The sequence below is a fragment of the Bifidobacterium bohemicum DSM 22767 genome (assembly GCF_000741525.1).
Taxonomy (GTDB): Bacteria; Actinomycetota; Actinomycetes; order Actinomycetales; family Bifidobacteriaceae; genus Bifidobacterium; species Bifidobacterium bohemicum.
Window position 1 is genome coordinate 160,773 of the sequence record NZ_JGYP01000002.1, and the last position, 24,886, is coordinate 185,658.

At 57.9% G+C, this 24,886-nt stretch carries 17 protein-coding genes, 1 other RNA gene and 2 pseudogenes; 4 read left to right on the forward strand and 16 right to left on the reverse strand.

What is annotated here, in order from left to right; genetic code table 11:
• Positions 1–64 precede the first annotated feature (64 nt).
• On the forward strand, positions 65–637 hold the full coding sequence (locus tag BBOH_RS02955) for a hypothetical protein (protein WP_033521063.1): 573 nt from the start codon (positions 65–67) through the stop codon (positions 635–637).
• Between the two features lie 124 nt (positions 638–761).
• On the opposite strand, the gene secA is transcribed toward BBOH_RS02955, so the two are convergent.
• Positions 762–3,674 carry a preprotein translocase subunit SecA gene (gene secA, locus BBOH_RS02960; protein WP_033521061.1) on the reverse strand — a complete coding sequence of 971 codons (2,913 nt, stop codon included), beginning with the start codon at positions 3,672–3,674 and terminating at the stop codon, positions 762–764.
• Between the two features lie 509 nt (positions 3,675–4,183).
• On the reverse strand, positions 4,184–4,882 hold the full coding sequence (hpf, locus tag BBOH_RS02965) for a ribosome hibernation-promoting factor, HPF/YfiA family (RefSeq protein WP_033521059.1): 699 nt from the start codon (positions 4,880–4,882) through the stop codon (positions 4,184–4,186).
• A 178-nt stretch (positions 4,883–5,060) separates the two neighbouring features.
• Between hpf and rnpB the strand changes: the two genes are divergently transcribed.
• Positions 5,061–5,451, forward strand: an RNA gene (gene rnpB, locus BBOH_RS08315) — RNase P RNA component class A.
• A gap of 361 nt (positions 5,452–5,812) precedes the next feature.
• Here the strand turns inward: rnpB and BBOH_RS09525 are convergent.
• The 8 genes and pseudogenes from BBOH_RS09525 to miaA all read right to left on the reverse strand — a co-directional run bounded on the left by BBOH_RS09525 (position 5,813) and on the right by miaA (position 15,161).
• Positions 5,813–6,694, reverse strand: coding sequence for a regulatory protein RecX (locus BBOH_RS09525; RefSeq protein ID WP_081930301.1), 882 nt, complete (start codon positions 6,692–6,694; stop codon positions 5,813–5,815).
• A 9-nt stretch (positions 6,695–6,703) separates the two neighbouring features.
• Positions 6,704–7,885, reverse strand: coding sequence for a recombinase RecA (recA, locus tag BBOH_RS02975; protein WP_033521057.1), 1,182 nt, complete (start codon positions 7,883–7,885; stop codon positions 6,704–6,706).
• A gap of 268 nt (positions 7,886–8,153) precedes the next feature.
• Positions 8,154–8,387 (reverse strand): DUF3046 domain-containing protein, encoded by a 234-nt coding sequence (locus BBOH_RS02980; protein WP_033521055.1) that lies wholly within the window; start codon positions 8,385–8,387, stop codon positions 8,154–8,156.
• A gap of 70 nt (positions 8,388–8,457) precedes the next feature.
• The gene (locus BBOH_RS09210) at positions 8,458–8,952 is read right to left on the reverse strand and encodes a helix-turn-helix domain-containing protein (RefSeq protein WP_237743152.1); all 495 of its coding nucleotides are present in this window, start codon (positions 8,950–8,952) and stop codon (positions 8,458–8,460) included.
• Positions 8,953–9,358: 406 nt separating this feature from the next.
• Positions 9,359–9,766, reverse strand: a pseudogene (locus tag BBOH_RS08745) (CinA family protein); the annotation flags it as partial.
• A 257-nt stretch (positions 9,767–10,023) separates the two neighbouring features.
• On the reverse strand, positions 10,024–10,713 hold the full coding sequence (pgsA, locus tag BBOH_RS02995) for a CDP-diacylglycerol--glycerol-3-phosphate 3-phosphatidyltransferase (RefSeq protein ID WP_033521207.1): 690 nt from the start codon (positions 10,711–10,713) through the stop codon (positions 10,024–10,026).
• A gap of 414 nt (positions 10,714–11,127) precedes the next feature.
• A pseudogene (locus BBOH_RS03000) lies at positions 11,128–13,993 on the reverse strand (FtsK/SpoIIIE family DNA translocase).
• Positions 13,994–14,129: 136 nt separating this feature from the next.
• Positions 14,130–15,161: a tRNA (adenosine(37)-N6)-dimethylallyltransferase MiaA gene (gene miaA / locus BBOH_RS03005; protein ID WP_033521206.1), complete on the reverse strand. Its 1,032-nt coding sequence runs from the start codon at positions 15,159–15,161 to the stop codon at positions 14,130–14,132.
• A 392-nt stretch (positions 15,162–15,553) separates the two neighbouring features.
• Here miaA and BBOH_RS03010 point away from each other — a divergent pair, with 392 nt between their 5' ends.
• Positions 15,554–16,339, forward strand: coding sequence for a GTP pyrophosphokinase (locus tag BBOH_RS03010; protein WP_044098179.1), 786 nt, complete (start codon positions 15,554–15,556; stop codon positions 16,337–16,339).
• A gap of 87 nt (positions 16,340–16,426) precedes the next feature.
• Positions 16,427–17,392 carry a Bax inhibitor-1/YccA family protein gene (locus BBOH_RS03015; RefSeq protein ID WP_074428466.1) on the forward strand — a complete coding sequence of 322 codons (966 nt, stop codon included), beginning with the start codon at positions 16,427–16,429 and terminating at the stop codon, positions 17,390–17,392.
• A 105-nt stretch (positions 17,393–17,497) separates the two neighbouring features.
• Here BBOH_RS03015 and BBOH_RS09215 read toward each other — a convergent pair whose 3' ends face one another.
• The 6 genes from BBOH_RS09215 to BBOH_RS03040 form a co-directional block, all read right to left on the reverse strand.
• Positions 17,498–17,863 (reverse strand): DUF5067 domain-containing protein, encoded by a 366-nt coding sequence (locus tag BBOH_RS09215; RefSeq protein WP_081930303.1) that lies wholly within the window; start codon positions 17,861–17,863, stop codon positions 17,498–17,500.
• A 139-nt stretch (positions 17,864–18,002) separates the two neighbouring features.
• The gene (locus BBOH_RS03020) at positions 18,003–20,654 is read right to left on the reverse strand and encodes an HAD-IC family P-type ATPase (protein WP_033521048.1); all 2,652 of its coding nucleotides are present in this window, start codon (positions 20,652–20,654) and stop codon (positions 18,003–18,005) included.
• A gap of 13 nt (positions 20,655–20,667) precedes the next feature.
• Positions 20,668–21,414, reverse strand: coding sequence for a type 1 periplasmic-binding domain-containing protein (locus tag BBOH_RS03025; protein ID WP_033521046.1), 747 nt, complete (start codon positions 21,412–21,414; stop codon positions 20,668–20,670).
• 4 nt (positions 21,415–21,418) lie between these two features.
• Entirely contained in the window at positions 21,419–22,717 is a 1,299-nt protein-coding gene (locus BBOH_RS03030; RefSeq protein ID WP_033521044.1) for a class I SAM-dependent RNA methyltransferase, read from the reverse strand.
• Positions 22,718–23,091: 374 nt separating this feature from the next.
• Entirely contained in the window at positions 23,092–23,838 is a 747-nt protein-coding gene (locus tag BBOH_RS03035) for a DUF3159 domain-containing protein (protein ID WP_044098095.1), read from the reverse strand.
• Positions 23,839–23,935: 97 nt separating this feature from the next.
• Positions 23,936–24,841 (reverse strand): DUF3710 domain-containing protein, encoded by a 906-nt coding sequence (locus tag BBOH_RS03040; protein WP_033521042.1) that lies wholly within the window; start codon positions 24,839–24,841, stop codon positions 23,936–23,938.
• Between the last annotated feature and the right edge of the window lie 45 nt (positions 24,842–24,886).

A 24,886-nucleotide genomic window follows, 5' to 3' on the forward strand; every position in this document is an offset into this window, starting at 1 on the left:
GACCGGATAAACGATCAAACCCGATAGCCGGCAATTGGCCTGCCGAACGATTACAGTAGCTTTTATGACTAGCCTCAAGGATACCCAGGACGCGGACGATGATTCGGACGACGCCCAGAAGAGCGGCTTATCGGATCCGTCAAAGGCAGACGCGTGGGACCGGTTCGCCAAGGAGCACGCCGACGACCTCGAAGGAATCGAAAACTCGCGGAACGCCAAGAAGTTCGAAAGGCATGTTCGTCGTCAAGAGAAGAAGGCCCTCATGTCCGTCGAAGACCTTTCGCCGGATTCCTTTGTTGCCGAGAACGGCAGACGTCACGCTTTCGGCACCCGTGGCCCCCGCGATTTCGAACGTTCCAGTTGGCTTGATGCCGATACCACGATCGATGACATCGACGATTTCACGCCGCCAAACCCCGATCTTGGTCTCATCAACGTGGTAACGGCCGTGTTCATAGCCATGTTGGCGGCGGGCATTGCACTTGTGATCATTGCGGCGTTTCTGCCCAAACTTGCCGGCGTACTAGGACTTCTCGGAGGACTTGGAATCGTGATCGGATCCGTCGGACTGATTACCAGGCATCATGACATCACCGGTCAACACCCGGGCTGGTTTGATGACGGGTCGCGGGTCTGACGAATCACACTGTTGCGTGAAAGCTGGATTACCAGCGAATCAAGGCATGAAAAGGCTGGGATTCAAGAGCGAATAACCCTTGAATCCCAGCCTTTTAGAATCGTGACTCAATCCGATTTATCCGTCACTGCTCGTTCTGGCCGTGGCACATCTTATATTTGCGTCCGGATCCGCACGGACACGGGGCGTTCCTGCCGGTTCCGGGGAACGTACGGCCATCGGACCACGGCGTCCTGAGCTCCTCTGACTTCGGGTGCTTCGACGAAACTTTGCCTTCGGCATGGCTCAGAGGGGCCGGGCCGACAATGCCGGCAGCTGGACGATCCTGCTCGTCCTGACCGATCACTTCATCTGCATCAGCCACCTCGTCCTCGTCGGCGTCCTCATCGACCGTATCGGGATCGGAGGGAGCCGACGTGACCACAGCCCGTTCATCCGCCTGAGCATTTTCGTCCAGCACTCCTGCGGCCTGCGCGGCTTGATCGACCGCCTGATCGGTTTCCGGCATATCCTCATCATTGGCCTCATCAGCGGCGACCTGCTCGATGTCGACATGGAAAAGCAACTGAATGCTTTCCTCCTTGATGGCCTCGATCATGGAGTTGAACATCTGGTAGCCCTCGCGCTGGTACTCGACCAACGGATCACGCTGACCCATGCCTCGCAGGCCAATGCCATCCTTGAGATAGTCCATTTCGTAGAGGTGCTCACGCCACTTCTTGTCGAGCACGGCCAGAACGACACGACGCTCCAGGGTACGCAAGCCTTCCGCGCCAAGCTGCTGTTCAAAGCCTTCGTACTGTTCCTTTGCGTCGGTTTCCAGCAGCGTCTGCAATGCAACTACGGCTTTTTGTCCCTTAAGGCCTTTTACCTGCTCCTTGGCCTCGTCGACTTCGACATTGACCGGGAACACGGTGTTAAGCGCCTTGAACAGGCCGTCCCAATCCCAATCCTCAGGCTTGTCACTGCCATTATTGGCGCCCTTGATGTAGCTGGCGATGGTCTCACCAATAAAACGCAGCACGTCTTGATGGATATCGACGCCTCTGAGCACGGCCTGCCGCTCCGAGTAGACGACCTGACGCTGCTTGTTCATCACGTCATCGTACTTAAGGACGTTCTTACGCATCTCGTAGTTGCGCGACTCGACGGACTTCTGCGCCGTACGCACACCTTTGGAAACGCTCTTCGCCTCGATTGGCTCGCCTTCCGGCAGACCCTTGGACATGACACGCGCCACAAGCTGCGTATTGAACAGTCGCATAAGGTCATCCTCAAGGCTGAGGTAGAAGCGGGATTCGCCCGGATCTCCCTGACGGCCGGAACGACCGCGCAGCTGGTTGTCGATGCGCCGCGATTCATGACGCTCGGTACCCAGAACGTACAGACCACCAAGCTCGCTGACCTCGTCGTGCTCGTCCTTGGCCTGCTCCTTCATCTCGGCCAGAGTGCCAGGCCAACGCTTCTCGTACTCTTCAGGGGTGTCATCAGCGGAATAGCCTTCGGCCTTGAGCTTCTGGTCGGCGAGGAACTCGACGTTGCCGCCCAGCATGATATCGGTACCACGACCGGCCATGTTGGTGGCCACGGTGATCGCGCCCTTGCGACCAGCAACGGCAACGACCGCCGCCTCCTGCTCGTGATGCTTCGCGTTAAGCACTTGGTGAGGAATCTTCGCTACATCCAGCAACGACGAAATGATTTCAGAGGACTCGACCGAAGCCGTGCCGAGCAACACCGGCTGACCCTTCTTATAACGCCGCGCCACATCCTTGATGATGGCGGTGAGCTTCTCCTTTTTGGTGCGATAGATCAGGTCATCCTTATCTTCGCGGATCATCGGCTTGTTGGTCGGAATCGGAAGCACACCCAGCTTGTAGGTGTTCATGAACTCGGCGGCCTCGGTCTCAGCGGTGCCGGTCATACCCGAAAGCTTGTCGTACATACGGAAGTAGTTCTGCAGCGTGATGGTTGCGAAGGTCTGGTTCTCGGCCTTGACTTCTACGCCCTCCTTGGCTTCGATGGCCTGGTGCAGACCCTCGTTGTAGCGGCGTCCGGGCAGTACACGGCCGGTGTGTTCGTCTACGATAAGAACCTCGCCGTGCGTCACGACGTAGTCCTTGTCGCGCAGGAACAGTTCCTTGGCCTTGATGGCGTTGTTGAGGTAACCGATCAGAGCGGTGTTGTTCGGTTCATACAGGTTGTCGATGCCAAGGAAGTCCTCGACCTTGGTGATACCGGGATCGAGGATGCCAACGACCTTCTTCTTCTCATCGACTTCGTAATCCTCGTCACGCGTGAGCTTCAGCACCAGCTTGGCGAACTGACGGTACCAACGCGTTACCCCGCCTTCGGCAGGGCCGGAAATGATCAGCGGCGTACGGGCTTCATCAATCAGAATGGAATCGACCTCATCGACGATGGCGTAATGGTGGCCGCGCTGCACCAGTTCACCCTTGTCCCAAGCCATGTTGTCGCGAAGGTAATCGAAACCGAACTCGTTGTTCGTCCCATAGGTGATGTCCGCATTGTACTGTTTGCGGCGCACGGCGGGCTGCTGGTCGGTGATGATGCAACCGACATCCATCTTGAGGAAGCGGAAGATGCGCCCCATCAGCTCACTCTGGTAGCTGGCAAGGTAATCATTGACGGTGACGACGTGCACGCCCTTGCCCTCAAGCGCGTTGAGATAGGCGGGAAGGGTCGCCACGAGGGTTTTGCCCTCACCGGTCTTCATCTCCGCGATATTGCCCCAGTGCAACGCGGCTCCACCCATGAGCTGCACGTCGAAATGCCGCTGACCGAGCGTCCTTTTCGAGGTCTCACGCACCGTGGCGAACGCCTCGGGCATCAACTTGTCAAGGTTCTCACCGTTATCAAGACGTTCCTTGAACTTTGCCGTCTGACCGGAAAGCTCTTCGTCACTCAAAGAGGCGATGTCGTCTTCGAGGGCATTGACGGCCTTCGCAACGTTTTCGAGCTTCTTGATCTGATGGCCTTCACCTATACGTAGAGCCTTATCGACGATATCTACCACTTTTGCTCCTTGAAGTTCGTTTCCCGTAAACGAGCAAGACCAAGCCGGTCAAGGCTCGGCACAGACTATTACACATAGTACGCGACGGCGACGATTTTCAAGCAACCCAGAGTTCGACGATCCATTTCGCCAATCGGTTTCCAAGAGAAACGCCATGGCGTTGCACGATATTGGGGCTGAAACGATGTCGGGGTTTACTTGAACCTCGATCACAGGAATCATCGCGCAGCATCGTTCAAACCCTCCAATGGGATGGCGATCCGGCGGATTCGAACAATGCCCGTCGACCAAGTCATCACCGACGAAGCGACCTAGGCACCTGAATCGGCGGGAACGACACCCGCATCACCATGAGATACCCCGACTCCGACCACCAGAAGAAAAGCCACCGGACACGCCTTCTGGCCCGTAAGCGAAATTACGCGAGACGTTAAGGCACGGCAAAGGCCCGTCGGAAACCGACGAGCCTTATTCAGGATTCAAACTGGACGCCAGTCGACGCCGTGCAATCACTGCTTCTTAGCTTTGGCCGTCTCACGGGCTTTGGCGATGTTCTCTGGGGTGTCGATCTCGAACACGCCATAACTCCACCCATGACGACGGTACACAACCGACGGACGGCCGCTCTGCTTGTTAACGAACAGGAAGAAATCGTGACCAATGAGCTCCATTTCATACAGTGCCTCATCGATGGACATCGGTTCGGCGGCATGAAGCTTACGGCGGATGACGATCGGAGTGTCACCTACCTGAACCTCCACGGACTCCCCCGGACCCAGATCAGAAGCAAGCGGATGCTCCATTTCCTCCTCAGGTTCCTGAAGCTCAGTGGACTCTGTGTTCACGGGCTCATCAAGAGGCACCACGCCCAAATCCACCGGCTTCTGGGACTGATAACCGCGACGGTGATCCTTGCGACGATCACGGCTACGCCGCAAACGCAGGGTGAGTTTGTCCAAAGCGATATCGAGGGCGCTGTATTCGTCAGCGCTTGAGGCTTCGGCACGAATCACGGTAGACCCGGCGGCGACGGTAATCTCCACGCGCTTGGCGGTGTCCGCCTGTCTTGGATTGCCTTCTCGTGTCACTACGATCTGAACACGTTGAGCGTCGGGCGCGATCGCCGTGACACGGTTCAATTTGCCATCCACAACATCGCGGAACTTTTGGCTTACTTGCATATGACGCCCGGTTACGATGATGTCCATCGTCGTACCTCCTCATTGACGGGCGACCCTGAAGGGCCGCTTCCATACCGGCTGTGACTGTGCCGGCGTATGTGAACCAGTCTAGTCGTCAACCTTACAAAGCCCTGAAAGCACCCGATAATACGCTGTTCGCTTGTAAGCGGCGTGCCCAAGATATCATTTGATATAATCGGATGGCTGAGACCTCTTGATGACCGCGGCCGACTAGCGACATCGTCAGTCGGCTGAGGAACTTCCGGGCTCCATAGAGCACGATGGCGGATAACGTCCGCCCAGGGCGACCTGAGAGCAAGCGCAACAGAGAACAGACCGCCCGGCTTCGGCCGGGTAAGGGTGAAACGGCGGTGCAAGAGACCACCGGGCAGCTGGTGACAGCGGTCGCATGGCAAGCCTCATCGGGAGCAAGGCCAAGCAGAGGGCACGCTACGTATCGATTACGTCGGCACGGGTTGCTCGCCCGGCCTTCGGGTAGGCTGCTGGAGCCTGGCGGCAACGCCAGGTCGAGATGGATGGTCATCCGTGTGGGAGTTCCCATACGACAGAACCCGGGGTATAAGAGGTCTCACCATACTTTTGAGGGGCGAAAGCCCAACTTCCCGATTTTTTCCCGCATAGACGTCATGCCGGATGCAAAGCCATTATCCAACTGCTCCTACATGACGTTTTCTGATATGCAAGACGTACTTTAACCGTACATCAGGCAGTGCGCCATCCTTCAGGTCGCCTCGGCCCCGGACACACATAACCTGCTGTTGTCATTAAAATCGGCTGGAGGACAGCGACGGCGCACGCCCAGCACCGTATAGTGATTCACGATAGGCAAGTATCCGCACCCCCTCATTCAGTCCATCCATCGAACAAGGCAGACACTGACACACAATGCATACCGGTCCTGCTGCGAGGCTGAGCGCACGTACGACATGCAGGCAATTACTGCTCGTCGGCATCGGCAAACAGCTGCTGGGCGATCTCACGCAAGATTGAAGGGTCATGCCCTTTGCGGCCTCCTGCCGCCCAAAAGCGACGACGACGCACTTGCAGATCAAGGCCGCACGTCTTGGAAGCGACGGTACGCCCCAACTCCCATGCGGCGTCCTCGAATACGCCCTGCTCACGAGCCTGACGTACCATGCTCTGGGCCAAGGCAGCCTCGACCCCTTTGCGTTTCAGCTCCATCACCGTGCCACGCTCGCCCATCATGCGCCCGGCACAGCCACGCACTAATTCCCGTGCATAATCCTCGTCGTCAATCAGGTGAACCTCGGCCAGACGAGCGACCACATCCCGCGACACCGTCTCATCGTAGCCCTTTTCGACAAGCCGTTTAACCAGTGCGCCCGAAGACTTCGCAGAGGCGTCGAGCAACGTCAGCGCCGCTTCGCGACAGGCCTCGACATCTGCCGGATCGTCCGGTACCCGTTTGACCGGGCCTGCCTGCCGATATGGCCTATAGCCATTTCGGCGACGGCCGTAGCGCCCGTGCAAGCCCTTGCCTCGCGTGGGCGAGCCAGAGCGGCTGCGCCCAGTGACACCACCTGAAAAGTCATCACTGCCCGACCCACCAAAGCGTGCGATACCACCGGTACCGCCATTACGTGAATCCGACTGTGGGTCCTCACGCCCGTGTCCCAACCCAAAGCCGCCGGTATAGCTGCTCTCGATAGGTACAGTGTGGGTGCGCGTCCTAACCTCATAACGGCTTCGCCGCTTGCCGGAACCGTGACCTTCGGACTTTTCGACGGAATCCTCGACCTCCGCGTCCTCGGCAACGGTCCGAGGATGGGAGGCGAGAAACTCTTCAACGTCAATCATTCTGGGAAATCAGTCTTTTACCACTTCTCCGGCGACGTCAGAGCTCTCGGACGCGGCCGCCGCATTCGACGAGCCACCCTTATCACCGTCTTGGGACTCGTCGCCTTCCGGTTGCGAGTCATCGGGGAGGATGCCGAACTTAACCTTGACCTTATGCTCAATTTCCTCAGTGACGACAGGATTGTCCTTGAGGAACTGGCGCACGTTCTCACGTCCCTGGCCCAACTGATCGCCCTCATAGGTGAACCACGAACCTGACTTCTTCACCACATCGCACTGCAGAGCCATGTCCAGAACCGATCCTTCGGTGGAAATGCCCTCACCATAGAGAATGTCGAACTCAGCCAGTTTAAAGGGAGGAGCCATCTTGTTCTTGACCACTTTGACCTTGGTGCGGTTGCCAATAGCCTCTTCACCGTTCTTGATGGTCTGAATCCGCCGGATGTCAAGCCGCACCGAAGAGTAGAACTTCAGCGCCTTGCCACCCGTAGTGGTTTCCGGATTGCCGAAGAACACACCGATTTTCTCACGCAACTGGTTGATGAATATCGCAGTGGTTCCGGATTGGGCCAGCACACCCGTCATCTTGCGCAAAGCCTGGCTCATCAGTCTTGCCTGCAAACCGACATGGCTGTCGCCCATGTCCCCGTCAATTTCCGCCTTCGGCACCAATGCGGCGACTGAATCAATCACCACGATGTCCAATGCGCCCGAGCGCACCAGCATATCGGCAATTTCCAATGCCTGTTCACCGTTATCCGGTTGAGAAATGATGAGTTGATCGGTGTCGACCCCAAGTTTCTTTGCATAAACCGGATCGAGCGCGTGCTCGGCATCTATATAAGCTGCCACCCCACCGGCTTTTTGGGCGTTGGCGACCGCATGCAACGCCAAAGTCGTCTTACCGGAGGACTCAGGTCCGAAAATCTCCACGATGCGGCCACGCGGCAAACCACCAATGCCCAGCGCCAAATCGAGAGCCAACGAGCCTGTCGGAATCACTTCAACATCCTGTGGGGGCTTGTCTCCCAGACGCATCGCCGCGCCTTTGCCAAAGTCCTTCTCAACGGCTTTCAGCGCAGTGTCAAGCGCGGCTTTCCGACGCGGGTCAATGCCCCCGTCGTTGCCTTCAGCCCCCGTCTTAAGGTTCTTGACCTTATCGCCCTTCGACGAACTTTTCTGCTGTGCCATTCGTTCTCCTTATGTCGGCCTAACAGCTCCCTTATTTCAACGATACGGAAACGACCACCGCCCACGCAAGCCGAACGGGACAGTGTGGATAACTTCGGGACGTTTTCGACACGCCTTGGCTTCCAAGCTTTTAGAGATATTTCCGGTACCTCGAACGCAAAACTCTCAAACGATTTTCTTTTTTCTTGATTGCGTACCCATCATACTGCACAATACGAACAAATGTTCGAAGGGCGTGTTTGGCAACGACTTCGTAAAGCTCTACCGGTCAGCGCGCAGGCATCGGAGGAGCGTTATGCTCTTTGCCCCAACGTCGCTCATCGGGAATCTCAAGCTGGTCACACAGTACGTTCCAAACGGTTCGCGGCTCGACACCCTGTTCGAGCGCCTCGACCACGGTCATGTTGCCAAGCCCCACAAGCACTTGATCCCGCGCCAGCGCTCGCCCATAGGCGCGACCCAGTACCTCATCAAGCAACTGCCAAAATTCACGTTCCCTCATACCGCCACACTAACCGAAAGATACGAAAAGACCCACCGCAGCAAAGCGATGGGTCCGGTAGAATCAATAATCACGCCTCATCAGAGTCGAGATAGTCGGCCACCATACGCAACATCTGCGCCGTGTTGAAGCCGAGAGACTCGGCAATAGAGGCCAACAGCTCGCTTGAAGCCTCCTTTTGCCCACGTTCCACTTCCGACAGATAGCCCAGCGAAACGCCGGCCTTTTCGGAAACCTCACGCAAAGTCTTGTGATCACGCGTACGCAGGTCGCGCAGAACATGACCTATGGCTTCACGCAAAGAGACATCACGGCCTTCAGAGCCTTCTTCACGACGGTGGGCGACCGAACGCGTCTTGCTCTGCTCGGCGTCCTCCTCCTGCCACATACGGTTGAGAGCTGCCTGACGATCGTCCTTCGCCTTCTTGGCGGCCCGCGCCTTCAATACCTGCTGTTGGGCGAAAGCAACCGCACGCTGCTGCGCCGGGGTCAAATCCTTATTCCTCGCATTGTTCGCGAATTCCCGCTGAACGTTCTGAGCGTTCATGACCATCTGCTCTTCCATCTGCCTTGTATTCGTAATCATATCCACCATCCCCCCTTAATCCTTGGCATCTTCAACAACAATGCTCGTTTTCGTATTCACCCCATACAACAGCCGATAGCGAAAATTATTCCTCTACCGGCACTGTGATACGCGTCACATTTTCCAATACAGCCAACACCGTAAGACGGCGAACCCGTTGTCTGGAGCCTGGAAGACGGTATTCGAAGGCAGTGGTAAAACGTCCCTTGTCCAAGTGTCGGGCACCATGACGAGCAGCGGGTTGACCGACGGACGGCATGACCTTCGTTTCCTCGCTGCAACGATCCGACCCGCATTCAGAGCAGCCGAATTCATCCGAAGACACATCCCGCTGTTCACCGCGTGCGCCGAAGTCACAGTCAGAACCCCGATCGGCGGGCCAATCCGGCAACGACACACCCGCATACACCAGACCTGCAGGCTTATCGCCATCCGGCCCCGGCCCGGCCACACCGGTGGTGGAAAGCCCGACAATACGCCCGCCATACTTCGGCTGATCATATAAACGTGCGGTGAACCGAGCCATCTGACGTGCCACTTCGGGATGCACTGCCCCCTCACGCTCAAGCAGCGACGCATCGACCCCGAGAACGGAGGCCTTGGCATTGATGTCGTACGTGACGGCCGAACCCAGAAACACCGTGGAGGCACCCGGGATGCGAACGAACGCGTCAGCCAGAAGACCACCGGTGAGCGATTCCGCCGTTGCGATCTTCCAATCGCGGACACGGCAGGAATCCAACAGACGACCCGCCAGAACGTCGCAACGTCGTGCGATATCCGCGTCGGTCAGATCGGCAAACTCAGAACAGCGGGCATTGAGCAAATCAGACGGCGAACCGAGCCGGCCCGGGCCGCGCTCAGGGAACTTCGCGGTCGAAGATTCACCGCTGTGTCCTGGCCCCCGGACGTCACAGCCATCGGAACCACCCGAATCGGAAAGCCCGTGACTCAACCGACCGTCGTCTTCGTTGTCCATATGAATCGTCAGCCTTTCTGCCGAGAATCCGTCAGGATTCCCTGAGACCTTTTATCATGATGTCCTACCGTTCAGGATGACCTACGCGCCTGCACCACCCCGTGCACATATACGTAACCTGAATACAGGCACAGCACCAAAGCCACCATGATAATAAGACTCGCCAAAGCATAATAACCGAACCACCAGTTCGGCGCCCCCGTGCCCAGATGCGCAAGCGTGGGTCCACCCCCGGGCAAGGAGACCAGACCCGGATCCTTGACGGCATTCGACAGGGCCCACACCGGCATCAACAACATGCCAAGACCCACACACTCCGTGAGCGTCTTGAGCTTGCCCGCCGTAGCTGCGGCGATGACCGTACCGCCGGTATCGATGACAAAGAATCGCATTACAGTGATGCCGATTTCACGAATCAGGAACAAAGCGGTAATCCACCAAGGCACCTCACCGAATACAGAGGCCACCACGAGCGCGGAGCAAATCAGAAGCTTATCCGCAATCGGATCCATGAGTTTGCCGAGTTCGGTCACTTGATTGTATTTGCGGGCCATCCAGCCATCGAGCTTATCGGTCGAGGCGGCCACGATGAACAGAATCGCAGCCGCGAAACGCAACCACGGGCTCTTGACGCCCCAAGGACCGGACGCTATGTCGGCCCACAGAAAAATGAGAACCAAAACAATACGCGAATACGTGACAAGATTAGGCGGCGCATTCCAGCCGTCCAGCAGTGATCCATGCTCTTCTCGTTGTTGCATGCCCATCACTCTACCGCAGGCACCTCACATCAGCCTCTTGCCAAAACCCCGCACAACAAGCCGCATCGCGCCGATTCACGCGGAAACCCGCAACGCCGGCACAGACGGGAACAATCCGAATTCGGTACGAACCGAACGAAACAAAGCGGTGAATCATGAATACCGAAGGCCAGACAACCGAAGGACAATTTGATCACACTGGACGATAATTGTAATGTGTCGCAATTATCGACATTACGACAGAGGTTTTTACTGCTCACACGCGGTCTGACGCCCCAAAACGCCTTGAAATCCGACCTTCACGTATGATTAGCGACCATCGAACGCAATGGGCAGGGACGAACAAAAACCCGACGAACCAACGCCCACGACCCGAGAGCCGGTTTGGACGCCGCATTTGGTGCCTCTGATCAATCAGGTCTCGTCCGCCGGATCCGCCTGTTCGGCGACCGCATCGGACGGGACGATCGAGCTCGTCTTACCTTGAATAAAATCAAGGGTCTGCGTCAGATCCTGCGGCTGTACAAGCACTTCACGGGCCTTCGACCCCTCGGAGGGACCGACCACGCCACGCGATTCCAACAGATCCATCATGCGCCCGGCTTTGGCGAAGCCGATGCGCAGCTTACGCTGCAACATCGAAGTGGAGCCGAATTGTGTGGTCACCACGAGTTTGGCCGCCTCGAGCAACGTATCCATGTCGTCGCCGATTTCCTCGTCCGGGTGCGCCTGATTCTGCTCGGCCTGTTCGGCCATCTGAGCGATATCGTCGCGGTAATGCGGCTTGCGTTGCGTACGCGCGAAACGAACGGCCTGACGAATCTCCGACTCCCCGACCCACGAACCTTGCACACGAATCGGCTTGGCGGAACCCATCGGCAGGAACAAGGCGTCGCCCTGCCCGATCAGCGATTCGGCACCGGTGGTATCGAGGATGACGCGGGAATCGGTGGCCGAAGACGTGGCGAATGCCAGCCGCGAGGGGATGTTGGCCTTGATAAGGCCCGTGATGACATCGACGGACGGGCGTTGGGTGGCCAGAACCAGATGCACACCGGCGGCACGCGCCAACTGGGTGATGCGTTGGATGGAGCTTTCCACATCGTTCTTGGCCAACATCATCAGGTCCGCCATCTCGTCGACCACGACGAGGATGTAAGGATACGGAGCCACCTTGCGCTTGGAACCCAGCGGCGGGTGCACCTTCCCCTCGCGCACGGCCTTGTTGAAATCCTTGATATGCCGGAAACCGAAGTATTGCAGGTCGTCATAGCGGGCATCCATCTCCTTTACGACCCACTCCAAAGCCTGTGCCGCCTTCTTCGGATCGGTTATGATCGGTGTGAGCAAATGAGGAATACCGGCGTACGCGGACAATTCCACACGTTTCGGGTCCACCATAATCAAACGCACCTGCTCCGGGGTCGCTCGCATGATGATCGAAGTGAGCATCGAGTTGATGAAGCTCGACTTGCCCGATCCGGTGGCGCCGGCAACCAGAAGATGCGGCATCTTGGTCAAATCCGCGGTGACGAAATGCCCTTCGACGTCTTTGCCTACCCCCGCAAGCATGGGGTTCGGGTCGTTCATGGCCTTGTCGCTTCGCAACACGTCGCCGAGATGCACGATTTCACGGTCGATATTCGGAATCTCTATGCCAATGGCGGATTTGCCGGGAATGGGCGAAAGAATTCGCACATCCGTGGAGGCGACGGCGTAGGCGATGTTGCGTTGCAGGTTCGTGACCTTTTCGACCTTGACGCCGGGACCGAGCTCAACCTCATATTGCGTCACCGAAGGTCCGCGCAAGAAACCGATAACCTTGGCGTCAACGCCGAATTCCTTGAACGTGTCCGTCAGCGCCTGAATGACGTTGTCATTGGCCTTCGTCCGAGCCATATGCGGCTTGCCTTTGACGAGCATATCAAGGTCGGGCAACTGATAGGGCCCTGCCGGCTCGTCGTCCTCCACAGGCTCACCCGTGTCGTCGCCGGTACCGGTGTTGGCCACGGAAGCGGGCAGATTCGCAGCGCCTCCGGCAACGCCCTTGACGATTTCCTCGGCAGGCATCGCCCCGTCACCGGACATCGCCCCGTCGCTATTGACGACCGCCCAAGGGTCGGCCTGCGAACCATTCGTCTGGCTTTCTGATGGCGCAACATATGCCCCATCAGCGCCAGTCGGCGCCACAACCGGCAGCACCTGCGTGGCACCGGCATCCGCGACGTTCGAAGGGAACGCGTCAGCGGCGTGGACGGAAAACACCTCCCCGGTAACCGGGTCGACCACCGTCCGCAACCTGTCATCAGACCCATAGGACAGCGGGTCCGTCTTCTCCGTGGCGGCGGCGTGATCGAAGGGTTCATCGCCGGCATATCTGTCAATGTCCGCATCCGCCCTGTTTTTGCCGGAACGACCGAACAAACGAGAGAAGAATGCCCCGATACCCTTATTTTTGGGTCGATCGATATCGGCAACGCGGCTCGTTCGCCTCTGCCCCGAATCGCCATCCTCGTGCATAGGTACGCCCTCGGCGAAATCCAGAGTGTCCCCCCCTACGCCCGCTTCATCGGGGAATTGCTCATGCTCCGATGCTGCGGCGACATCATCAGCCTCTTGACGAGTGCGCATATGCCCGTCAAACCAATTCGAAACGGCATCGAGCAACGGCGCGCAGAGCCTTTTGAACCGAGCGAAACCCATCATCAGAATCAGAAGGAAGAAGGTGAGGACCACATCAAGCAGGGCGGCGAACACCGGCGAAAGACCTCTGGCCAGAAGCGTGCCGGGCACATAGCCAACCAGCCCGCCCGCTCCACGCAAAGCATCCATGCTGAACGGCATGTGGATCGACACGGCAAATGAATCCGTGACCGAGCAGATGCATACCAATACAAGCGCGACACCGCCAACGATACGCAATACGCTCACTTGTCCGAAGGACTCAAAAACCGTCAAAAACAACAACAACCGCCCACACTACAAGGAACAGAGGCAACGCCAGGCTCATCACCCCAAAAAGTCCGGTGGCCAGTACATGCAGGCCATAGCCGATGGCGCCTTCGACGCGGAACCACTCCGACGCGCAGAACAGAATCGCAAGAACCAGCAGCACGAAGAACGCCGTAACACGGCAAGCGGTCGAATGTGCGATCCAGAAAGGGGCGTCCGGAGACATCACTTCGGCATCCCGCTTTTTTGAAGCGCGTCCGGATGAACCGCCGGCTTTACCGCTACGGTTTTGGGAAGATCTATTACTCGCTGATGATGTACGTGCCATAACAACGGCAATTCTACGTCAAGCCCCGCCCGCGGCCGGCAGCCGATACACTCCGGTCCGGCAAAGCGCCTTACGCATAGGAAAAGCAACCTTCCGTCGGTCGCACAACCGGTCGCCATGCAGACCAAGCGCCCCGTCAGGAGGACAGGTCGCCCAGATGATGCACGGCGAAGGGCGCCGTTTCGGCCCGCGCATCAGAATCGTCATACATTCCCCGATCGGCATTATCGACGATTTCGATCGCTTTGGACGTCAGTCCGGGGTCGAGCGCGGAAAGCCAGTGAATACGGGGATCACGCCCGAACCAACCCATCTGCTTGCGGGCCAGGCGTTTGGTCTTCTGGGCGATGTCGGAAAAAGCCTCGTCCTCGGTAAGCTCCCCGTCCAGGTACCGACAAATCTGACCGTAACCCAGCGCCCGCGCCGCCGTAACCCCCAATCGAGGCCGTAAACGCCGGACCTCATCGACAAAACCGGCCTGGCGCATCCGCTCCGTGCGAATGTCGATACGCCGATCCAATTGCTCGCGGGAAAGATCAAGGCCAATCTGCACAGCCGGAATAACATAGCGGTAGCGCGGCAGACTGGCCGAATACGGCCGTCCGGTCACCTCAATGACCTCAAGGGCCCGAATGGTGCGGCGAGGGTTGCGTGGATCCATATGGGCCGCCGCCTGCGGGTCCTTCCGTTTCAATTCATCATACAATGCTCCGGGCCCCTCGGACTCCGCCCGCCGTTCCAGCCGTAGACGCACCGCCTGATTCGTGCCGGGAAACGAGATCTCGTCAATGGCCGCCCGAGCATACAAACCGGAACCGCCCACGAGAATGGGTCGCACATCATGCTCCCGAAGCAGGGTGATCCGATCCCGCGCAAGAGCCTGAAAACGCGCCACACTCATCGCTTCTTCAGGTTCGATGATGTCAATCAGGTGATGGGGCACGGCCTCACGCTCGGCCCGACTGGCCTTGGCGGTGCCTATATCCATGCCACGATACATCTGGTAGGCATCGGCATTGACGATCTGGGCGGACTCTCCTCGCGAGCCAAGCTCCTGGGCCAACGCAATGCCAAGACCGGTCTTGCCGGAAGCGGTCGGTCCGATAATCGACACGACCCGGCGCGCACGGCGGTCACAACGTCCCCAATCGCCCTCCTGCGCTCGCATCCGTTCAACCTCAGCCGCCGTTTCCTTCGCCGACGCATCATCCACTGTACTCATATGGACGATTGTATAGTCCAGTTTGCCCGTCACCATCAAACGCAACTATTTCCGCTATTTTAAGGTCAACAATCACCTCGATACCCGTGGCCGCGTTAAATGAAGGCGTCCAGGAAGTCCTTCCGCACCGAAAGCCAAACGCACCGAATCCACACAAGCAGAGCAACGTCAACACATCAAGGCAGCCCGAATACAACGCCCTAATGCAAACACGGCCAGGCAACGACAAGCACCGCAGCGCAGCAACGCATCGCTTGTCGCGGCAAACAAGTCCAGACACCCCGATGCAGCCTCCACTTCAAGCCGATTGCTCAACGTTCGGGACTCCCCTGGCTATGATGGAGACCGTGATACTTGACCAACGTGAACGCATCAACACCTCCGAGATTCAGGCACGGCTCGAAAAGGCCGCACAGGGCGGCAAAGGCATCGATCCGAAGAACGTCTTCCCCGCCGAGGAAATCACCGAGTTCATCGACATGATGCAGGTATACGAAGGCGCGATGTATGAAATCAGCACGAAACTCGAAGTCCTCGACAGCGAATTCCACGTTCATTTCTCGCACGACCCTATTCACCACATGGAGCGCCGGCTGAAGTCGGTCAACTCAATTCTTGGCAAGTTGCAGCGCCGCGACCTGCCCTTATGCACAAAATCGATACGCGACAACCTGTTCGACGTCGCCGGCATCCGCGTGATCTGCAACTATCGCGACGACGTGTATTCGGTGGCAAACTACCTTTCCAGCCAACCGGACATCCAGGTGCTCCGCGTCAAGGACTACATCAAAAACCCCAAGCAGAACGGTTATCGCAGTCTGCACGTCATCTACGCGGTGCCCGTGTTCCTATCGAACGGCGAACATTACACCCCTGTCGAAGTGCAGTTCCGCACCATCGCGATGGATTACTGGGCCAGTCTTGAGCATGCTTTGCGATACAAGTCGGACCTGCCTGATGTCAAGCTTTCGGAACACTCGCAGACCCTGCTCGACTGTGCGCGCAGTCTGCAGAATGTGGAAACGCAAATGCAGAACATCCACCGTGACATCAATGGTGCTCCGCGCCAGGAAGAGGCGCCGGTTTCGGAGGGTCCGAATCCTGCCGACCAAGCCGATCTGTGAGTTCAAAATTTCGCCATATTGCCATTGTCAGCATTTTGCCAGACTTATACCCTAAAATGGGTAATATATCCTTGTAAGGAGGACAACATGGCATTCGGCAACAATACGAACGGGGACGGCACCCCACAAATGCCCTACGGGGACATCAACATCCAGAACCAAAAATCCATGAACCCGGTGCAGCCGTACGGACAGCCTCAAAACCAGCCATACGGCCAACCGCAAAATACTTATTATACTCAACCCCAAACCCAGCAGTATCCTGCGCCACAAGGCCAGCCCTACGCAGGAACCCGGTACACCCCAGGCATGAATCGCAGTGGTGCGACGCCTACGGCCACCATGAACGCGAACACGGCTTATACATTCGAACGGGCACGCCACATCTCAGTGGCCAAAGCCTATGGAGAGATGACGCTCGGCCTGCTGCTGACCGCCGTCGTCGCCATCGTTTCGGCATCGAGTGGTGCCTTGCCTAAGTTCGTTGAAGCCACCGGGACGGTTGGCTGGATTGGACTGGCGATTGTTCAGTTCGCCATCGCCATTGTGCTGGGCGCACGCATCCAAAAGTTGAAGACCTCTACGGCTCGCATCCTGTTCTACGCCTATGCGGCGTTGACCGGGTTCACGCTGGCCTCGATCTTCTTCGCCTACACCCTGCAATCCATCGGCGTGGCGCTTATCATGACCGTCGCCTTCTTCTTTGTGCTGACCATGTTTGCACTGACCACCAAATTGGACATGCTCAAGGCCGGCCCGATTCTGATGGTCGCACTCCTGACTCTGGTCATTGGCGAAGTCGTGATGATGTTCATCGCACCTTCCAATACCATGCTTATGGTCACCGCCGGTATCGGCCTGATCATCTTCGCCGGGCTGACCATGTACGATGCGCAGCAAACCCGCGCCTTGTACGCCCAAGCCGCATACTCATTCAACGGGGACACCACCGTGCTCGACAAGATTTCGATTCTTTGCTCATTGAATCTGTATCTTGATTTCGTCAACATGTTCCTTTACCTGCTTCAGCTGTTCGGCAGCAGTGACGACTGAGTTCAAGCCGGGCAAAACCCATCACAAAGGAGCCTTCGGCGCCGACAAGATATGAAAATCGGGAATGGCGAACACGCCATTCCCGATTTTCGTTATTCCTGACGTTTACAGGTTGTAAACATGCTTAACCTTCGCACCAGCATCAAGAGAGAGCAGATCGGTGATTTCAACCGTGACCGGCGAATGATCCTTAAGCACGTAGCCAACCGTCACCGTTCCCTGAGCCTTGGGCTGAAGCTGGGCCAAAGGCGACTGAGCGTCATAACCCTGCGGCGCCTGAGAGTATATAGCAGTGGCAAGTTCCTGCCCATCCTGGAAGGCTTTGGCGGTAGTGTCCGGCGACCATAAGTGACAAGATGCGAATCCGCTGGTTCGCAGATTTGAACGGGCCTTAGTATCGATTTCTAACGCATCAATGTATGAGGAAGCATTGAAGAATGCCTCCGTTACGGTAGCCTTCGGCCTCGCCAGGCATCGACACGGACCGTGGCATAGATATCGCTTCGTTCTTCACACTCGTCCTCAACAGACCGCGTCTACGGCAAGGCTGCATGAGTCGAAATCCGTATCGTCGTATGGAGCGCTGGAAGCAGAACCTGTCATGAGATCATCAGGACTTGGCAAAGCGCGACTTGACACGTCGATACGCCTTACCGATGAAATCACCGATGGTTTGAATGCCCGCATAGAGCACAACCCCCAACCCCACGCATACCACCATAGCCACCAGCGTCCAGCCGAGCGGGAAAGTCAGCTCAAAGAAATCGGCCACGACAGGCACGAACATACCGACGACCCCAATCGCGGCAAATGCGGCAACCAGCCATCCGCGCCATGAGTGCAATGGCCGCGCCACACGCGCCAAAACCATGATGCCCGTGACGAAAATAATCATGGCCGATATCTGGTGCAACTTGAGTTGATCTGCGGAATTCCGAAGGTCCCAACCCATCACACCCGGCAACAGCCAAGTCGTCAGCAGCACCGTCAACGCGATAGAGATGCCTCCGGGCAAGGCGAACCGCACGACACGTCCCAAAAATCCGGGGATGTAACGTCGAGTGTTCGGCGCAAGCGCAAGTATGAAGGCGGGTGCGCCAATCGTCAGCGCACCGATATAGGTGATATGGCGCGGCAAATACGGGAACGGAACGAAAGTGCACACCACACCGAGAGCAATCAGGGTCGAATAGACCGTCTTGACCAGAAACAGCGAGGCCACGCGTTCCATATTAGCCATTACCTGCCGGCCGCGCGCCACCACGTCAGGCAGATGGGAGAACTTGGAATCGACAAGCACCACGTCGGCCACGGCCTTGGTGGCCGGCGCCGCATTACCCATCGCAATGCCCAGATCGGCCTGCTTCAACGCCAAAGCGTCGTTGACCCCGTCACCGGTCATGGCGACCACGTTGTTATTGACATGCAACGCATCGACGATGGCCTTTTTCTGTTCGGGCAACACGCGGCCGAGCACATCAACGTCCTCGAGAATCCGAGCGAGTTCCTTGGTGTCGTCGGGCAATTCGCGTGCATCCATCGACACGGGATCTCGGTCTCCGGTGAGCTTGACCTTACGGGCGATGGCGGCCACGGTTGTGGGGTTGTCCCCGGAGATGACACGGCACCGAACACCCTGCTCACGGAACCATGCAAGTGTCTCCTCGGCATCTTCGCGAATACGCTCGGAGCACAGCGCCAGAGCCACAGGAACCGCCGAAGACAGGATACTTGGGTTATCGGCGAATGAGGCGGCGGTTACGGAAGCGCCATCAATAGCACCCGTGGCCCTGGCGACCAGCAGCACACGCAGGCCCTCGCCGGCATACCGTTCAACGGCGGTTCTGACTGTATCGTACTGACTGGAAAAAGCGGCCATCAACACCTCGGGCGCACCAAGGTACCACACGTCGCCATCTCGTACGATGGCGCTGAATTTACGGGCCGAAGAGAATGGCACACGAGCCTGCACCGAACCCGACACCAATCCTTCCTTGCCCAACGCCTGCAATACAGCACTGCCAGTGCCATTGGGATTCTCCTCGTTGGAAAGGTCATAGAGCGCCTGGCGCGCCAAGGCAAAATCGCCAACGCGAGCGGGTGACGACGGGTTGGACTCGCCAGAAACCTCCATGCCGTTGGCCTCCGTGGCAGTCCCAACCCCAGCGGCAGCGGCGGCATCGGCGGCGAGGGCGACGACCGCGTCCGTATCGCCTACCGAAGTGACGGGATGATCGGAGGCAACGCCCACCGGAACCAGCCCTTCGAAAACGATGCCGCCGTCGGTGATCGTGCCGGTTTTGTCAAGGTTGATGGCATCCACGCGTGCCAAGGTCTCAACGCTTTCCAGCTGTTGCACCAACGTGTGTTGTCTGGCCAGTCTCATCGCGGCAATCGCGAAGTTCAGCGAAGTAAGCAGCACAAGCCCTTCGGGAATCATGCCCACCACTCCGGCTACGGAGGAGACGAGAGCCTGCCGCCAGGCCCCGTCGGCGAAGGCCTCGCCCCATCCTCCGACGGCGCGAATCTGCGATGCCAGCAGAAGGAAGCACAACGGCACGACGACCACCGTCATGACTTTCAAAATCGTATTAATACCGCGGCTCAGGTCAGAAACCGTCTTTTTATAGACTTTGGCCTTTGCGGTGAGCTTGGCCGCATAACCGCTGTCACCCACGGCCTCCACGCGCGCCAAAGCGAGCCCCGAGACCGCGTTCGAGCCCGAATAGGCCTTATCTCCCTCGCCTTTACGGACGGTGCGCGATTCGCCGGTGAGCATCGACTCGTCCAGCTCAAGCCCCCATGCCTGAACAATAGTGGCATCGGCGGGCACCTGCTCACCTGCACGAATCCACAGCAGATCGCCCAGCACGATATCGTCATGTTGCACCTCAACGTCACGGCCGGACCGTCGTACAAGGGATTTTGACGAAACCAGAATCGAAAGCTTATCGAGGGTGTGCTTGGCTTTCAGCTCAGTGACGATGCCGATACCGGCATTGATGACGATGACCACACCGAAAACCGCATCTTTCCACTGACCCGTGATGAGCACCAGCACCATCGCCACGAAGATGATGACATTGAAAAGCGTGAACACGTTCTCCCGTACGATGTTCCAGACGGAACGGGAGCTTTGCGAATCGACCTTGTTGACATGACCGGCCTGAATCTGTTCGTTCACCTGGGCGTCCGTAAGACCGAAGTCACTCACCTCGGGAACTGCGATTGCAGCGGAACCGGCATTCGCTTGGTTGTTCATTGTATGGCCTCGCTTAGGGATTCAAGGTGACATCGATGCGTTTGGGATGCGGATTGTCATCGACCGCGAGCGCCACGGCACGCTTGAGGGTCATGGGTTTGGAAGACGACGTACTACCGAGCCTACCACCTTCTCCGTGATTACTCCAAGAGACGGATGTCGTCAATATCTCAGCATAGAGCCGGGCGTCGGAGGGTGCGCGCACAGGGTCGACCAAGATGACGGGTATACCTGCGTTACGGGCTGATTGCAACGCGGCCGTCCATGCCGGATCGTCCGTTTTGTGCCCGGCACTGCCTGCCACGGCGCCACCTTGTGCCGTTCCTTCGGATAGCTCATTTGGACCGTGAGCGACCCCGCCGTTTGGAACCGAAGAGTCTAGTGCGGCAATCACGATCGCCTTGACCGGCCTCGAGACGAAACCTTTGACACTGTCACCGGCCACGGAGGACGGCATCGCGGATTCGGGCGCGGGCGCATAGACGGCCTTGATGCCGGCAGCGGCGAATGTGCCGATCAATCGACGATCCGCATCACCATCTCCCACGGACAGCACTCCGATCAGCATATCTGAGTCGTCGACACTGTCGTGTGTCACGTTGGTGCCAGCCGTGCTGGTATCCCCCACTGCGGCATCCGGCGGCGCGCAACCGGCCAGCATTGCGAGCAGAAAAATCACGAGCATCGCAACCCATGAGAAAAGAGCAGGGCGACGCATCCCGTGCACTGCACGAAACCCATCACCATGCCACAATGCCATGAGCTCAGCTCCTCACCTTGGTGAACAGGGCCACCGTTTCCACATGATGGGTCATCGGGTATATGTCGAATGCCTGTATGGATTTGAGTGCATAGCCAAGTTGGTTGAACGTGGCAGCGTCGCGGGCAAGACTCGCCGGGTTGCAGGCCACGTAGATCACGCCGTGGGCACCGGCTTCGGCAATCTGCCGGCAAACGGAGGCCTTGGCTCCGGCGCGGGGAGGGTCGAGAACCACGAGATCGGGTTTGGAAAGCTGTTGCGGCACCTGTTTGAGCTGTCGCGACACGTCTCCGACAAGCGTGGTGACATCGCTCGCCTTGGCGATATGCAGGTTACGTTCAGCGTTGCGTACGGCGACTCGCCCGCCTTCGACGCTCAGCACGGAGGCATGCGAGAACACCCTTGCAAGCGGCACGGTAAACAGGCCGGAACCGGAATACAAATCCCAGATCTTGGCGGAACGCACTCCCGAAAGTTCGCGACTGGCCAAGCGCAGTAAGTATTGCACCAAGGTGGGGGGCGCCATACGGTGCATCTGCCAGAAGCCGTCGGCGTCGACTCCGTATTTGTATCGGTTGCCATCCGCGTCCACGACTTCGTTCAGCCGCTTTGTTCCGGCCTTCAGATGCCCGTCAACCGTAATCGCATAGTTGTCGCCGACGGCGGCCAGTAGCGACTTGCCTGTGGCGCGGGATGTGCGAATGTCGCGAGGTTCGGGCACGGCGACACGAATCTTGGAGCCCGGTTCAAAGGTCGAGTTCCACAGGTCTTCTTTTCGCGCCACGGCAAGCAGTGCTTTAGAAGCAAGCGGCACGGTGTCGACACGCACACGCGCGTGTGAGGCGCGGCGGCGCATGGAGACGCGTCCATCCTCATCCGCAATCAGCTCGATGCGGGTGCGCCAGTTGAGACCATGCTCCTCGTTATCGGCCTCGATGCGGGTTACCGGCACATCGTCGATTTCCAGATGACCCAGACGGCGCATCTGTTCGGTGACGGAGGCGGACTTCCATTTGATCTGGCCGGGAAGGGAGACGTGGATCAAATCGGCCCCGCCGACCCCTCCACCGTTCGCCAACGGGCCGGCCAGTGGCCACGCCGGCTCAACACGGTCTTCGGAAGGTTCGACTACTTCGACCACTTCCCCTGTCCAGAAACGATCGTCGCGATCATGGGGCTCGTCCAATTCGATGCGCACCAACTCGCCGGGCAAGGCGAAACGCACAAACACCACGCGCCCGTCAATATGGGCGACGCAACGCCCTTGGTCGGCATAGCGTTCAATTCGCACTGTGCTCTGCATACTCTCTCCCAGCTATTAACAACGAACAATGATGCGACGCATCGGCATTAATCCTACCAATAGCCCCTGCCCGCAAGGCGTTCGACATAAGCGCGTTCGCCTTTGGTGGACGCCGGAATGCGGAATGTCGCTTTGATTCCCCGCGTCCCCGCCTTTGACCCGAAGGACTTTATTACCTGACAGGCCGCCCGCACGGTCGATTGCACCGGATCAACCATGCGGATCGACCAATCGCTCAACCGAAGTGAATTACTTGTTCACTCGAATCTGTTGGAAACCCGCTACCTGATCGCCTTGAGCCCTTTAGCCGCAATCACGCAACCAAGCATCGGTTAAAAAAAAAATCGGCAGAAATCAGAGGCCCGAATCGACCATCATGGCAGGTTTCTGTCGACCGTGGCATGTTTGTAGGATCCGTCGGACGATGAATCGTCACCGTCCTGTGAGACGAACTTCGGATGACGCCGCATGGGGGTGGCGACGATCAGGTACGACACCCAGATGGCCAGCGCCCAGAACGGCACTCCCATCACCAGACGCGCTGTTCCGAGCCATGTGACTCGATTGGTCATATACAACGGCACCTGCACGCACAGACGCAACGCGAAAAGCACGATCCACAACACGGTCGTGATGCAATATGCGCGATTGAGCGATTTATCGCCGCGCCAGTCGTCGAGCCACGCCTTGAAACGCTCGGTCGGCAGAGAACGGATGAACTCAACCAGAAAGCCGATGCCCGGCATTCGTGCAATCAGGCTGAGCACCAGAACAACGATGAAAATGCTGTTGGTGATAAACCCGTACATGTAGTAATTGCGCGCCTCGTGGCTGGTCCACGCCCACACCAGACAGATACCCACCGCAATAAGCCCACTCAACGCGCCTAAAACGGACTGCCTCTGAAGAAGACGGAGAATGACGGCCAACACCGCAAGCACCGCCGAAACGATGACCGTCAGTTTCACATCGCCGGTGACCACGAACATCACGACGAAAACAAAGCCCGGCAACATTGACTCAATCACACCGCGTATGCCGCCGATCGCCTCAATCACCGAGAAGTCCTCACTGTCCGCCGAAGCGAGCGAGGCTAAGCCGGTGCGTTTTCTATCGTCCATAATCCTCTACCGTCGTTTATTGCCTAGTTTGAACCATCCGTCGCCCAACCACAGCATCCAGACACATGCCGGCTGCAATCCGACGACTTTTCAAGGCTTAGCGCAACTCTGAGAACATCGGTCCACGCGAAATCGTGGTCTGAACCTCGGTCTCCTGATCGGCGACGAACGGGCCGTTGATGCGCTTCGGAATCTGCTTGCCTTCGCCTTTCTCTTCCGCTTGGGCCTGAGCCTTACGCCGCTGCTCAGGCGAAACAGGCGGGTGCATCGGAATCAGATCGCGCGGGGCCAACGGCTCTTCGCCACGATCCACGACAATCTCGGAGAAGAACTGGTTGAGCGCCTTTGCCTCGGCGCTCCTCGGTTGGGTGGCTGCGGGACCGGAGAAAATGCCACGCAGCATCCAGCGCGGTCCGTCCACCCCGACGATGCGGGTCATCACTGACTTCCCGCCCTTCACTTCGATGGGCAGATTGACTTCCATTCCGAACACACCCGGCTTTTCGCTGGCCTTGGGATTGGCGGCCAGCAGATCCTCACGCACGCCGTCCCATAGGCTCATGGTCTTAGGAGCCGCAAGAGCCTCGATCTCAAGGCTCGACGACTTGTACGAAATGGTGCAGCCAAGCACGTCGCCGGTGGCACGGTTCGCCTTGATGCGCAGCTCAATGCCTTGAAGGAAGGGAAGGTAGTAGGAACCGACATCGAGGTATTCGTCATAGTCGGGGCCGTCTTCTTCGTTGATGTCCCAAGGACCGTAGTCCTGCCCACGATTGGGGTAATCCTCCTGCGGTTCTTCGGGCACAGGCCTGGGTTCAGGCTCCGTGTCCGTTGCGTCACCGGACTGATCGGCATGACCGGCCTGGTCGGTCTGGTCAGAATCGTCACCGGCCCCCTGTGCGGTCTGATCGCCCGATTCCTCCACCTTGGCGGTTTCGTCGTCATCAACGTCCTTCTCGGAGACTTTTTCAGCGTGTTTCTTGCCGAATCCGAACAATCCCATGGTTCCTCATTTCACAGCAGACAATATGCTGCCAAGTCTAACACG

What these genes read in the sequence shown, in the direction of transcription:
- BBOH_RS03040 (WP_033521042.1), bottom strand. Translation starts at nt 24,841, where the DNA reads ATGGGATTGTTCGGATTCGGCAAGAAACACGCTGAAAAAGTCTCCGAG.
- BBOH_RS02955 (WP_033521063.1), top strand. Translation starts at nt 65, where the DNA reads ATGACTAGCCTCAAGGATACCCAGGACGCGGACGATGATTCGGACGAC.
- pgsA (WP_033521207.1), bottom strand. Translation starts at nt 10,713, where the DNA reads ATGCAACAACGAGAAGAGCATGGATCACTGCTGGACGGCTGGAATGCG.
- BBOH_RS03015 (WP_074428466.1), top strand. Translation starts at nt 16,427, where the DNA reads ATGGCATTCGGCAACAATACGAACGGGGACGGCACCCCACAAATGCCC.
- BBOH_RS03010 (WP_044098179.1), top strand. Translation starts at nt 15,554, where the DNA reads ATGGAGACCGTGATACTTGACCAACGTGAACGCATCAACACCTCCGAG.
- BBOH_RS03035 (WP_044098095.1), bottom strand. Translation starts at nt 23,838, where the DNA reads ATGGACGATAGAAAACGCACCGGCTTAGCCTCGCTCGCTTCGGCGGAC.
- recA (WP_033521057.1), bottom strand. Translation starts at nt 7,885, where the DNA reads ATGGCACAGCAGAAAAGTTCGTCGAAGGGCGATAAGGTCAAGAACCTT.
- BBOH_RS09525 (WP_081930301.1), bottom strand. Translation starts at nt 6,694, where the DNA reads ATGATTGACGTTGAAGAGTTTCTCGCCTCCCATCCTCGGACCGTTGCC.
- BBOH_RS03025 (WP_033521046.1), bottom strand. Translation starts at nt 21,414, where the DNA reads ATGGCATTGTGGCATGGTGATGGGTTTCGTGCAGTGCACGGGATGCGT.
- BBOH_RS03030 (WP_033521044.1), bottom strand. Translation starts at nt 22,717, where the DNA reads ATGCAGAGCACAGTGCGAATTGAACGCTATGCCGACCAAGGGCGTTGC.
- BBOH_RS09210 (WP_237743152.1), bottom strand. Translation starts at nt 8,952, where the DNA reads ATGGAAGAGCAGATGGTCATGAACGCTCAGAACGTTCAGCGGGAATTC.
- hpf (WP_033521059.1), bottom strand. Translation starts at nt 4,882, where the DNA reads ATGGACATCATCGTAACCGGGCGTCATATGCAAGTAAGCCAAAAGTTC.
- miaA (WP_033521206.1), bottom strand. Translation starts at nt 15,161, where the DNA reads ATGCGAGCGCAGGAGGGCGATTGGGGACGTTGTGACCGCCGTGCGCGC.
- BBOH_RS03020 (WP_033521048.1), bottom strand. Translation starts at nt 20,654, where the DNA reads ATGAACAACCAAGCGAATGCCGGTTCCGCTGCAATCGCAGTTCCCGAG.
- BBOH_RS02980 (WP_033521055.1), bottom strand. Translation starts at nt 8,387, where the DNA reads ATGAGGGAACGTGAATTTTGGCAGTTGCTTGATGAGGTACTGGGTCGC.